This window comes from Vibrio sp. A37, assembly GCF_059777565.1.
Map to the genome: position 1 here is coordinate 774,991 of NZ_JBLNLI010000001.1, position 11,567 is coordinate 786,557.

General features: G+C 41.8%; 12 protein-coding genes. 5 read left to right on the forward strand and 7 right to left on the reverse strand.

The window, feature by feature from the left end:
* On the forward strand, positions 1–2,424 hold the full coding sequence (locus ACM2FC_RS03330) for a formate C-acetyltransferase/glycerol dehydratase family glycyl radical enzyme (RefSeq protein WP_498479404.1): 2,424 nt from the start codon (positions 1–3) through the stop codon (positions 2,422–2,424).
* Positions 2,425–2,550: 126 nt separating this feature from the next.
* The gene (locus tag ACM2FC_RS03335) at positions 2,551–3,294 is read left to right on the forward strand and encodes a DeoR family transcriptional regulator (RefSeq protein WP_498479405.1); all 744 of its coding nucleotides are present in this window, start codon (positions 2,551–2,553) and stop codon (positions 3,292–3,294) included.
* A gap of 18 nt (positions 3,295–3,312) precedes the next feature.
* On the opposite strand, the gene ACM2FC_RS03340 is transcribed toward ACM2FC_RS03335, so the two are convergent.
* The gene (locus ACM2FC_RS03340; RefSeq protein WP_498479406.1) at positions 3,313–4,224 is read right to left on the reverse strand and encodes a cation diffusion facilitator family transporter; all 912 of its coding nucleotides are present in this window, start codon (positions 4,222–4,224) and stop codon (positions 3,313–3,315) included.
* Positions 4,225–4,359: 135 nt separating this feature from the next.
* Between ACM2FC_RS03340 and ACM2FC_RS03345 the strand changes: the two genes are divergently transcribed.
* Together ACM2FC_RS03345 and ACM2FC_RS03350 are read left to right on the forward strand one after the other, a co-directional pair.
* Positions 4,360–4,953 carry a hypothetical protein gene (locus ACM2FC_RS03345; RefSeq protein WP_498479407.1) on the forward strand — a complete coding sequence of 198 codons (594 nt, stop codon included), beginning with the start codon at positions 4,360–4,362 and terminating at the stop codon, positions 4,951–4,953.
* A 144-nt stretch (positions 4,954–5,097) separates the two neighbouring features.
* Positions 5,098–5,853, forward strand: coding sequence for a substrate-binding periplasmic protein (locus ACM2FC_RS03350; protein WP_498479408.1), 756 nt, complete (start codon positions 5,098–5,100; stop codon positions 5,851–5,853).
* Between the two features lie 59 nt (positions 5,854–5,912).
* Here ACM2FC_RS03350 and ACM2FC_RS03355 read toward each other — a convergent pair whose 3' ends face one another.
* Positions 5,913–6,335, reverse strand: coding sequence for a MarR family winged helix-turn-helix transcriptional regulator (locus ACM2FC_RS03355; RefSeq protein ID WP_498479409.1), 423 nt, complete (start codon positions 6,333–6,335; stop codon positions 5,913–5,915).
* Between the two features lie 100 nt (positions 6,336–6,435).
* Between ACM2FC_RS03355 and ACM2FC_RS03360 the strand changes: the two genes are divergently transcribed.
* Positions 6,436–7,173: a siderophore-interacting protein gene (locus ACM2FC_RS03360; protein ID WP_498479410.1), complete on the forward strand. Its 738-nt coding sequence runs from the start codon at positions 6,436–6,438 to the stop codon at positions 7,171–7,173.
* 7 nt (positions 7,174–7,180) lie between these two features.
* Here ACM2FC_RS03360 and ACM2FC_RS03365 read toward each other — a convergent pair whose 3' ends face one another.
* From ACM2FC_RS03365 to ACM2FC_RS03385, 5 genes are all read right to left on the reverse strand, one after another.
* Positions 7,181–7,645: a hypothetical protein gene (locus ACM2FC_RS03365; protein WP_498479411.1), complete on the reverse strand. Its 465-nt coding sequence runs from the start codon at positions 7,643–7,645 to the stop codon at positions 7,181–7,183.
* A gap of 18 nt (positions 7,646–7,663) precedes the next feature.
* A complete protein-coding gene (locus ACM2FC_RS03370) occupies positions 7,664–8,032 on the reverse strand; it encodes a MaoP family protein (RefSeq protein ID WP_498479412.1) in 369 nt (122 codons plus the stop codon).
* 240 nt (positions 8,033–8,272) lie between these two features.
* A complete protein-coding gene (locus ACM2FC_RS03375) occupies positions 8,273–9,484 on the reverse strand; it encodes a quaternary amine ABC transporter ATP-binding protein (RefSeq protein WP_498479413.1) in 1,212 nt (403 codons plus the stop codon).
* Complete coding sequence (locus ACM2FC_RS03380; RefSeq protein ID WP_498479414.1) at positions 9,477–10,373, reverse strand: ABC transporter permease; 897 nt, start codon at positions 10,371–10,373, stop codon at positions 9,477–9,479. The genes ACM2FC_RS03375 and ACM2FC_RS03380 overlap by 8 nt, the downstream gene beginning before the upstream one ends.
* 61 nt (positions 10,374–10,434) lie before the next feature.
* Entirely contained in the window at positions 10,435–11,424 is a 990-nt protein-coding gene (locus ACM2FC_RS03385; RefSeq protein ID WP_498479415.1) for an ABC transporter substrate-binding protein, read from the reverse strand.
* Positions 11,425–11,567: the final 143 nt, after the last annotated feature.

Sequence of the window (11,567 nt, forward strand, 5' to 3'; positions counted from 1 at the left end):
ATGGACTTAAAAAACTTACCGAATCGCATTCGTGCTCATAAAGAGCAACTCGTAAATGTTGTCACGCCACCAATATGTACCGAGCGTGCGCAAGCATACACGAAGGTTTATCAGCAAAATGAAGACAAACCCGTTGTTGTCACTCGAGCCTTAGCTTTAGAGGAGCACCTCAAAACTCGTACCATTTGGATAAAACATGATGAGCTGATTGTTGGAAACCAAGCGAGTAAAGTTCGCGCTGCGCCAATTTTCCCTGAATACACGGTTCGTTGGATAGAAGCTGAAATAGATGAGCTTGCAGACAGACCAGGGGCAGGCTTTGACGTAACGGAAGAAGATAAACAACGCATCCACCAAATCAACCCGTATTGGAGAGGCAAAACGGTACAAGATAGGTGCTACGGTTTATTTACCGACGAGCAACAAGCGTTGCTTGCTTCAACGATCGTGAAAGCAGAAGGAAATATGACCTCGGGTGATGCTCACCTTGCCATCGACAACGAGAAAATACTTCAGTTGGGCTTGAATGGCTTTATTGACGAGCTAAAACAGCGTCGAAACGAGAATCAAACTTCAACATATGAAGGATTGCAAAAAGAGCAGTTTTATAAGTCTGTGAGTATTGTGCTAGCGGCAGTTCAGCAACATATTTTAGCTTATGCAGAGCTTGCTGAGTCGATGCTTGCAGAAGAACAAAGAGAGTTCAGACGTGAGGAACTAAAGGTTATCGCTGAGAACTGCCGCCACATCGCTTACCATCCGCCGCAGTCATTTTGGCAAGCTTTGCAACTGGTCTACTTTGTTCAGCTAATTTTGCAGATTGAATCAAATGGTCATTCCGTTTCTTTTGGCCGCATGGACCAATATCTGAATAGCTACTATGTCAACGACATCGAAAGTGGTGCGATTAGTGAAGAATTTGCCACCGAGTTGCTGCAAAGTTGTTGGCTGAAACTGCTTGAAGTCAATAAAATTCGCTCTGGAGCTCATTCGAAAGCGTCGGCTGGCTCTCCTTTATATCAAAATGTTTGTATCGGTGGTCAGGTACTTGATTCCGAAGGAATGCCTCACGACGGCGTTACCCCTTTATCTTGGGTCATTCTAAAGTCATGTGGCCAGTTAAAATCGACACAGCCAAACTTAAGCGTACGTTATCATGAGGGGCTAAACCAAGAATTTCTCATGGCGTGTATTGAAGTAATTAAGTGTGGCTTTGGTATGCCAGCCTTTAATAACGATGAAATTGTTATTCCAGAATTCATTAAATTAGGCGTAGAGAAAGAGGATGCGTACAATTATGCATCGATAGGTTGTATTGAAACTGCCGTACCCGGAAAGTGGGGCTACCGTTGCACGGGAATGAGTTTTATTAACTTTGCTCGAATCTTATTGGCAACTCTAAACGAAGGTGTTGATGCAACCACTGGGCAAGCGTTCCTAGAACACGATAAGTCGCTTGTGAAAAACAGCTTCGACTCTTTCGAACAAATTATGCAGGCTTGGAACGAGCAAATTCGCTACTACACGCGAAAATCTATCGAGATTGATACTGTTGTCGACACAGTATTAGAGCATCAAGCTCATGATATTTTCTGTTCTACGCTTGTCGATTCTTGTCTTGAGCGAGGCAAAACCGTCAAGCAAGGCGGCGCTAAATACGACTGGGTTTCTGGGCTGCAAGTAGGTATCGCAAATTTAGGTAATAGCCTCGCCGCAATCAAGCATTTAGTGTTCGACCAGGCTCAGGTAAGCCAACCGGAGCTCGCTAAAGCCTTGGAAGAAAATTTTTCTGGAACCGAAAGCGAAATCCTTCGTCAGAAGTTGCTCAACTTTGCTCCAAAATACGGCAATGATAATGACGAGGTAGACCAACTACTTCATACAGCATATCAAGCGTATATTGATGAGCTGTCACACTACAAAAATACCCGATTTGGACGAGGCCCTATAGGTGGTGGGTACTATGCCGGAACGTCAAGTATCTCTGCCAATGTACCATTTGGCTCTTCAACAATGGCTACGCCAGATGGACGAAAAGCACATACACCTTTGGCTGAGGGGGCGAGCCCATCGTCTGGTTCGGATAGGCTTGGACCTACAGCAGTATATAACTCCGTAGGGAAAATCCAAGTAGGACAAATTCTTGGTGGAGTTCTACTCAATCAAAAGTTGTCACCTAGTTCTTTAGCAACAGAAAGCGATAAACAGAAGCTATCAATGTTGATTCGAACCTTCTTCAATCACCATAAAGGCTGGCATGTACAATACAATATTGTGTCACGTGATACCTTGTTAGCTGCGAAAGAAAACCCTGAAAAGTATCGAGACTTGGTGGTGCGGGTTGCGGGTTATTCAGCGTTCTTTACGGCACTATCTCCTGATGCTCAAGATGACATCATCGCAAGAACGGAACATGAGCTATAAGCAGATCTGGACGTAACAACCAGTTAGGCCAATATGTTAGATTCAAGGATCATGTTTAGTTTCACTTGAAAGTTGGTTACTATCGTAGCCAACTTACTTCGAAAACTAGAACTTAAGGAAACATGCGTGAATTCTAGACAAATGGCCATTGTTCAGCTGGTGAACGAAAACAAGCGTGTTCAAGTAAAGGAATTGAGCGAGCTAATCGGTGTGTCTGGTGTGACAGTGCGTCAGGATCTTAATTATCTTGAAGAGCAGGGATACCTGAAACGTGTTCATGGAGCCGCAGTTGCTCAGCAGACTGATGATGTCAATTCGCGCTTGTCCGTTAACTTCGAAGTAAAGGAAAGAATCGCGAGCAAAGCAGCAGATTTGGTCGCCCAAGATGAGACAGTTTTAATAGAAGGTGGTAGTGCGAATTCATTGCTAGCGCGAATGTTGGCCGAAAGAGGCGATGTCACCATCATTACTCCCTCTGCTTACATCGCACATTCAATACGTGATGTAAGCAAAAACACTATACTGCTTGGTGGCGTGTATCAGCAACAGGGTGAAAGTTTAGTCGGCCCTTTAACTAGGCTTTGTATTGAGCATATTCAATTTAGCACTGCTTTTTTAGGTGTTGATGGGTTTCATCGTGATGCCGGTTTCACTAGCCGAGATATGATGCGAGCTGATATAGCTAACGCAATTATTGGTAAAAAACGTCGAAATATTATCCTTACAGACTCAAGTAAATTTAATCAAATCTATCCGTCGACATTGGGTAAAGTGAGTGATTTTTCCACTCTCCTCACCGATGAAGCGGCTCCAAAATCTGAGCTTAAAGCGATAGAAAAGCTAGGCGTTGAAGTGTTGGTTTGCATTTAAGCGGCAATAAATATGTATTCAATGCGGATCACAATGCAACTGGGTTTTATAGCATTCGCCTTCATTACGCGAGGATTCAATTTGAATAGTAGAATGAGCAATATTAAATTTTTGCTTTAAATTGTGTTGTATAGAAATTAGAACGGATTCCGATTGAGTGACATCTGCCAACACGAGGTGGACGGTAAGCGCGTTTTCTGTGGTACTCAATGGCCATATATGTAAGTCATGTAGGCTAGTAACTTGAGTTTCTGATAAAAGATAACTTCTTATATCAGAGACATTTAAGCCTTTTGGCACGGCATCAATAGAGTACAAAAGCGAGTCTTTTAATAGTCCCCATGTTCCAATGAAAATCACGACTACAATAGCTAAACTCATCGCTGGATCAACCCATAGCCAGCCTTTCAACATGATGACAATCCCAGCGAGTACAACTCCTAGTGATACCGCCGCATCCGCAGCCATGTGCAAGTAAGCACCTCGAATGTTGAGGTCTTCCTTTTGTCCTCCAACAAAAAGCCATGCAGTAACACCATTAATGACAACACCGATTGCCGCAACAATGATGACAGTCATACCTTGAATCGGCTGAGGATCGGTTAAACGGCCGAATGCTTCCCAAGCTATACCACCGAGTGCGACAAGTAACAGAGTCGCGCTTAGCAGAGACGCAAGAATCGTTACTTTTCTGTAGCCATAAGTACGAGTGTCAGTCGCGGCCTTTTTAGCTAATGCACTCGCTCCCCAAGCAAGCAAAAGGCTAACAACGTCACTTAAGTTATGCCCAGCGTCCGCTATCAGTGCAAGAGAGTTGACCAGCAGTCCATAGATGGCCTCAACAACGACAAATGCAATATTCAGTAGCACCCCAATAGCGAAGGCTTTATTATAATTAGCTGGCTCATGATGATGGTGGTCATGTCCCATAATAGCTCCAAAGCTAGATAGTATTAAGAATGACTCTGCTAAGTTAAATGTAGCTTAATTTTTTGAAATATATAAATTTTATGTTGTCTATCGTAGAGTTTTAAACTGAGATGTTCGAATTGGAAGGAAGATGTAATGCGCCGTTCACCTGTTTATATGTTGCTGAGCTCTTTGTTTCTTGCCGGGTGTACCACTACGCAGACATCTAAAATCGTCGATTCTCCTTTAGTCGGTGCTCAGTTTGTTGGTGCGCCTTCTACCAGTACAAGCTCTAATCCAGTTCCTCAATGGGCTTATCATCATCCGAAGCCAGACAAATTGGGAGTATTTGGTGTTGGAACTGGTGAGGCAACCAATTTAGCCGAAGCAGAAAATAAGGCTAAATTGGCCGCTCAATCTGATTTAGCAAAAAATGTTGTTCAAGTGCTCTATGGGCCAGAAAAGCATAACAAAAAAGACCGCAATGAAAGCAATATTCGGCAAAACAGAACTGGAGTCATTCTCAGTATTATCGAACAAGCTCCAGAAAGTGACTATGCGATGACAGAGCAACAAGCGTTAATGCAAAACAATTCATTTACTGCTTATTCAATGCTGAAGCTCTCTTATGTCAACTTTTATAATTTGCTAGCTCAGCAAATTCGTTACACAGTAGGGAGTGGGCCTAACCAAACTTTACAAGAGCTCCAACAGAGAACCAAAAAATTAATTTCATTTAAAGGTAAGTAGTAACCGATGCCGACCATTGATAATGTTTAACCAAAGTCCCTATAGTCATACGTCCTATGTAACTTGTCTGTCGCTGAGTTGACGTAGCTTATTGATGCTATTCTTACTTAGGTAAACAACAAAAGTAACAGAGAAGGGAATCTCATGTATCGAGCAATTAAGCTACTGGCAATATGGGTTGCAGCTTTAGGTTTATCGTCAGGTTTATCTGCCAAGACAGTAAAACTCGCTAATGGCGAATGGGCGCCTTATCAATCTGAATCTTTGAAGGAAAATGGATTCATTTCTCAGTTTGTGAAAGAAGTGTTCGAGAGTGAAGGGTATCAAGTTGAGTTTGTATTCTTACCCTGGAAGAGAGGGTTTGAAGAAACTAAAAGTGGAAAGCTTGATGGCTCTTTTCTGTGGAGTAAAAACCCTGACAGAGAAAAATCCTTTCTATATTCAGATCCTGTTATTGAGCTAAGTTCATCTTTGTTTCAGCAAACATCCAAACCAATATCTTGGCAAAAATTAACGGACCTTTCTAAATATAAAATCGGTGGTGTTGTAGGCTATTCCTACGTTACCGATGATCTCGAAAAGCAAGGGGTGCTGAAGATACAACGTATTGCTAAACCAGACAGCAACTATAAAAAGCTCTCGGCAGGTCGTTTGGATGCACTTATTGAGGATACAGATGTTGGCTTCGAAGCGATTAATCGATTAGGGTTGTCTGGAAAGATTGAACCTAATAAAAAACCTCTCTCTACAGATGAATACTATGTCATTATTTCCAAGAACTCACCGAGAGCGCAAGAGTTGCTCGACGCTTTTAATAGAGGGCTTGCAAAGGCACTGGCTTCTGGAAAACTGAAACAGTATCGAGAAGCTTCAAATCGTGGTGAGTACGAAAAACCTTAAAGCTACGTTAATAAAAAATGTTTAATGGACAAGGTAGGCCGACTACCTTGCCCACTTGTTTATTTCAGATTCTCAGAAATTTTTTCCGCGACTTTTGTAAAAATGGCTTTTTCTTCGTTTGTTATGTTTTGATTGATTTTGTTCAGCAACTTAGCTTTCGTCTCAGAAATCTTCTTGGCTAGAATGATACCTTGATTTGTTAAAACAAGAAGTTGGCATCGTTTATCTTCTGGGTTAGGAGACTTTGTTAACCAGCCTTTTTCACTCATTTCTTTAATTAATCGCGCTATTTGCGCCTTGTCTCGACCAAAGTGATTAACAATGTCATTGGCAGTGCAGCTTTCTGACTCATATATGAAAGACAAGCATTTTACGTACATCCTATTTAATCCAAGCTCCTTTGCTCTCATCTCTTTTCGCATTGCCATTTTATAACGATGTACGATTTCAAAAATTGGGTCAGATAGTGAATTATTGCTCATCATTTCCTCGTATAAAATTTGTTGACATTATCATCTATATTGAATTATGGTTGACTTTATCAACATAGTTAACGTTTTTCAACTGAAAGAGGAAAAGTTCGTGAGGCAAAAAAGAGTAATGCGTTTAGCTCAAGTTACACAAGTAATAGACTTATCTCCGCATCTAAGACGAATAATTGTATCAGGTGATAGCTTAAAAGATTTCCCTTCAGGACAAGAGGGAACCTATGTAAAAGTTGTACTGCCAGCAGACGGGGAGTTTGGTGGTAAAAAGCGTTCATACACAATACGATTTTTTAACCCAGAAACCTGCGAATTAGCGTTGGATTTTGTAGTGAATAGACACAGTGGACCTGCAACGAATTGGGCTTTACAGGCGAAAGTGGGTAGCGAAGTTGGCATTGCGGGTCCTGGGCCAATGAAGTTGACAAACTTTGCGCATCATAGCTATCTACTGGTAGGCGATCTCACCTCAGTAAACGCTATTAATGGCTATGTACCTAGGTTTAACAAAGAGGCAGATGTACGGGCTATAATCTCGGTACCAACGAGGGAGGATATTATCGAATTAGATTATGATGATTCGGTAAATACCTATTGGTATATTGAAGATGAAGCGCAGCTACCTTTAGAAGAAGTAGTAAAGGATACTGCGCATGATATGGATAAGGACAGCCATGTCTTTCTTGGGCTTGAAGCACGTACTATTCGTTCACTGCGACCAATACTGCAAGAAAGCCTTGGTTTTAGTCGATTGAATACCTTTGCTGTAGGCTACTGGAAGAAAGGTATCAATGCTGACAAATTTAGTATGCAAAAGAAACTGATGCCTGTGTAAGCCATTATTATTTTGGCACTTGTGTGAAGTCGAAGTCGTCACTGTTGGCCAGTTTGCAATAATCATCAACAACGACTTTACACCACTTAACGATATCGTCACGCATTGAAGTAAATTTGGCATGCGCATTGTCAACGGTGTATGGCAAAGTGATGACGCAGGTGAGCAGAAGATCATTTCCTATCGAGAATGAAGCAAGGTTATACAAACCATAGGACTCTAAAATAGGCAAAAACTCTGAGTGGTACGAGCCGTTACTAGTATTGGGAAAACACAGTTTACCAAGGCATTCTTCGGTTTGCTCAAAAGTGTCGTCGATCTCGTTGTAATGATTTTGATAGTAGATTTCTCGAAAATCATTTGGCACGTTGGTTATGAGCTCTGATTGTTTAGTTTTTAGGTTGTTTACTCTAACGGCGATATATATATCTTTGGTTTCCAGTTGTTGATTGATTAAGTCTGTATAACTCACTCTTAGCATCTCTGTATTTTATTCTTCTTCAAACAAAGAGTCAGAAGTGTCCTCTTCTAGTTGTACCAAGCTTTCATCCGCAACGGGTTTTTTGCTATGAAGTGTATGAAATTGTTTTCTTCCTCTGGCGAGTTTTATGTATTTAAGCCACGTCTTTTCTAGTTTAGTCGTCGCTAGTGAGTGGTCGGTAAGTACATTAAGAAATTGGGCTTCTTCTGAATTTTGTGGGGGTAACTGACCTGACTCTAGCTGTTCCATAGTATGACCGTATTTCATCAATAGCTCTTCTTCAATAATTGTGAAGTTGCCTGATTTAGCAAAGCCACGTGGGAACGTTTTATTATCGTAAAATATTCTCTCACCCACTCGTAGCTGAGTATTTATCATATCGCCCTCTATGCATTCATTGTTATTGGAACAATGCGAAATTAGAGCGATTTTGCAAAAATGAAAAACAAAAATTTTTAATCGTTATGACAATAATTATTTATTGTTAGGCGTATATGGTAGTGTCGTAATACTAAGATTTTGTTTAGCTCTCGTTCTTTTCATGTACTAAAAGCCGAACAAGATGAAATAACGAATTCAACTTGTTCGTTACTTAAAAGGTTATGAGATTCTATCTAATTAATTCGCAACGTTTTCAGCTTCAGGTTCATTATTCTCTGTGAAAATGTCTGCGACTGCTTGCCTCCCGAGTTCACCTTTTAGGTTACCTTCTTCGTCCACAACAGGTAGCGAATATTCACAAGACATGCTGTCAGGCAATACTTCTTCAATAGCGGCCTCTGGTGAAATCGCAGGGATTTCTTCATATATATCTTCATTGAACCCTGCGATAGTGACGTCGTCGACTGCTGATTGTAGGTTTTCCTTGGTTACTAATCCTTGGTAGCCGTCTTCTGTCACATGATACGCATAATCTTTTTTGAGTTTCTTCATTTGTTTGAAGGCTTCATCAATGGATTCAGCTGTAATACGATGAGCTGGAGGTTGCATAACCGCTTCCACAGTAAGTGCTCTAGCGCGATTTACATCTTTAACAAAGGCTTCAACGTAGTCATTGGCTGGGTTTAGAAGTATTTCATCTGGTGTGCCTTGCTGAACCAGTTCTCCGTCTTTCAAAATGGCGATTCTATCGCCCAGCCTCAACGCCTCATCAAGGTCATGTGTTATAAATATAATTGTTTTATGTAACTTCTCCTGCAGTTCGATAAGTTGATCTTGCATTTCGCTGCGTATGAGTGGGTCCAGCGCAGAAAAAGCCTCATCCATCAGCAATATTTCAGCATTGGTGCATAATGCTCGGGCGAGCCCTACACGTTGTTGCTGACCGCCAGAGAGCTGTGATGGGTATTGTTTGGCATATTCCGTTAACCCAACTGTATCAAGCCATTCTTGTGCGCTTTTTAGTCGCTGTTCTTTGCTAATTCCCTGAATTTCAAGACCATAGGCGACATTATCAATGACGTTTCTGTGAGGCATCAAACCAAAACGCTGAAATACCATCGACATTTTGTACCTACGAAACTCCTCCAACTCTTTAGTGGAAAGTTCAGTCACATCAACACCCTCAACGAGGATTTGCCCCATAGTAGGATCGATCAAGCGGTTAAAGTGACGTATGAGTGTTGATTTACCCGAACCGGATAGTCCCATAATGACGAAAATTTCGCCTTTATTGATACTCAGGTTGATATCTTTCAGGCCGACAGTGTGGCCAGTATCAGAGAGAATTTGTTCTTTTGACTCACCTAATTTTACTTTTTCGACCACAGATAAAGGCTTTGGACCAAAAATTTTGTACAAACCAATTATCTCGACAAGGGTGTTAGTCATGCTTATTTTCTCCTAGGTGAGATTGCACGCGTTTAGCGTAAGCCTGAGAAGCCCTATCAAATAGTATAGCAAGTGCGACAATCGCAAATCCGTTAAGTAGCCCAAGCGTAAAATATTGGTTGGTGATGGACTTGAGAACTGGTTGTCCTAAACCTTTTACACCTATCATCGAGGCGATAACGACCATGGATAGGGCCATCATGATTGTTTGATTGATACCGGCCATAATTGTAGGCATTGCCAGTGGCAATTGGACTCCCCAAAGTCGCTGCTTGCTATTTGCTCCAAATGCTGTTGCAGCTTCCAAAACTTCTTTATCAACCAACCGAATACCAAGATTTGTTAAACGAATGACAGGTGGAATAGCGTAAATGACGACTGCAATTAAGCCGGGAATTTTACCGATGCCTAGTAACATCACCACAGGGATCAAATAGACAAAAGCGGGCATTGTTTGCATGATATCAAGTAACGGAGTGACAGTTGCTTGCACCCGATTTGAGCGTGCCATCGCTATGCCTACGGGAATCCCGATAGCTATTGAAAGTAGTGTGCATACCGTGATGATACTCAAGGTTCGCATTGTGTCTTCCCACATACCGAAATATCCAATAAGCAGTAGCGAGACGATGCCCCCAAGTGTCAATTTCCATGAGCGGCTTGCAACGTAGATTAGCCCTGCACATATTGCGAGAACTAACCACCAAGGTGTTGATATTAGTAATTTTTCAAACCAAACGAGAAAGGATAGGAGGGGATCAAAGAAGGATTCAATTAAGTCTCCGTATTCACGGGAAAACTCCCTGTACCCTCCATCTAACGTCTTTTTAATTAGTCGAAGATCCGCGCGATCCATCTCAGGAAAGCTTATCCAAGCGCTATCGGCCATAGTTACATCCTTATAAAAACGCAGTAACCTTTTGGGTTACTGCGCATATTATTAAATTGGCTTAAAGTGCACTTTGTACTTTTTTAGCAACATCTTCAGGTACCCATCTTTGCCAAGTTTGTGGATAATTGCTCAAAAAATAATGCATAGCTTCATTGCTATCAGCTTGATTGTCTTCCATCCAAGCTAGTAGCTTGTTTAGCTCTTGGTTGGTGAAACCACGTTTAACGAAGTAACGGTTTACGTCTGGATATTGGGAAGCGAATTTTTCAGTGGTTACGGTATATACCGGAGAAGTCGGGTACATCGATACTTTAGGGTTTTCACAATCTGCTTGAGTAATGCAATCCACAAACTCTTTTTCATGAACGCCGCTACCAAAGTCTACTTTCACCATTTGATACTTACCTAGTATGGCCGTTGGAGCCCAGTAGTAGCCAAACCAAGCTTCTTTGCGTTCGTTTGCTTTTGCCAGTGAGCCAGAAAGGCCCGCACTTGAGCCTGGATCAATCAAGGTAAAGCCCGAGTCTTTGAGTTTTAACGCTTTGAATAGGTTTTCCGCTGAGATTTGGCAAGCCCAACCAGCAGGACAGCCGTAAAAGGCAGATGAGTCTGGATCTTCAGGGTTCTTGAACAGCTTGGCGTGCTTTTTTACCCCTTCGATGGTCGCCAAATCAGGGTACTTTTCGACCATGTAAGCTGGAACCCAGAATCCTTCTTCGCCACCATCAATTAGGACGTGACCAGTATAGCGCAGACGTTTTTCTTTAACGCCCTTATCCAACGCGTCTTTCAGGCTGTTGGTCCATAATTCAGGTGCTACGTCTGGTTGGCCTTTTTCAATCATTGATGTGCCTGTGGGCATCGTATCGCCTGGTATAAGCTGAGCATCACAACCGTAGCCATGTTCAAGAACAAATTGATCGATGTTGGCAATTAAACTTGCCGAGTTCCAGTTCATGTCTGCAATCGTAACCGTACCACAGTCTTTTGCGAGACTAGGGAAAGAAAAAAAGGTGGTTAAAAGTAGCAGAGAGGTAATTCTTTTCATGCTGAGAGGTCCTTTCTCAATTGAAGGTATTTATAACAGCTTATGTTATATAAATATTGGCGTATACCTTAGAGCCCTCAAAGGTGACAGGCATCTCACAGCTGGCAGATAAAATGGAAATTAAAAAGGGCTATGATTTGGAA

What these genes read in the sequence shown, in the direction of transcription:
- ACM2FC_RS03330 (WP_498479404.1), top strand. Translation starts at nt 1, where the DNA reads ATGGACTTAAAAAACTTACCGAATCGCATTCGTGCTCATAAAGAGCAA.
- ACM2FC_RS03340 (WP_498479406.1), bottom strand. Translation starts at nt 4,224, where the DNA reads ATGGGACATGACCACCATCATCATGAGCCAGCTAATTATAATAAAGCC.
- ACM2FC_RS03345 (WP_498479407.1), top strand. Translation starts at nt 4,360, where the DNA reads ATGCGCCGTTCACCTGTTTATATGTTGCTGAGCTCTTTGTTTCTTGCC.
- ACM2FC_RS03350 (WP_498479408.1), top strand. Translation starts at nt 5,098, where the DNA reads ATGTATCGAGCAATTAAGCTACTGGCAATATGGGTTGCAGCTTTAGGT.
- ACM2FC_RS03355 (WP_498479409.1), bottom strand. Translation starts at nt 6,335, where the DNA reads ATGAGCAATAATTCACTATCTGACCCAATTTTTGAAATCGTACATCGT.
- ACM2FC_RS03370 (WP_498479412.1), bottom strand. Translation starts at nt 8,032, where the DNA reads ATGATAAATACTCAGCTACGAGTGGGTGAGAGAATATTTTACGATAAT.
- ACM2FC_RS03375 (WP_498479413.1), bottom strand. Translation starts at nt 9,484, where the DNA reads ATGACTAACACCCTTGTCGAGATAATTGGTTTGTACAAAATTTTTGGT.
- ACM2FC_RS03380 (WP_498479414.1), bottom strand. Translation starts at nt 10,373, where the DNA reads ATGGCCGATAGCGCTTGGATAAGCTTTCCTGAGATGGATCGCGCGGAT.
- ACM2FC_RS03385 (WP_498479415.1), bottom strand. Translation starts at nt 11,424, where the DNA reads ATGAAAAGAATTACCTCTCTGCTACTTTTAACCACCTTTTTTTCTTTC.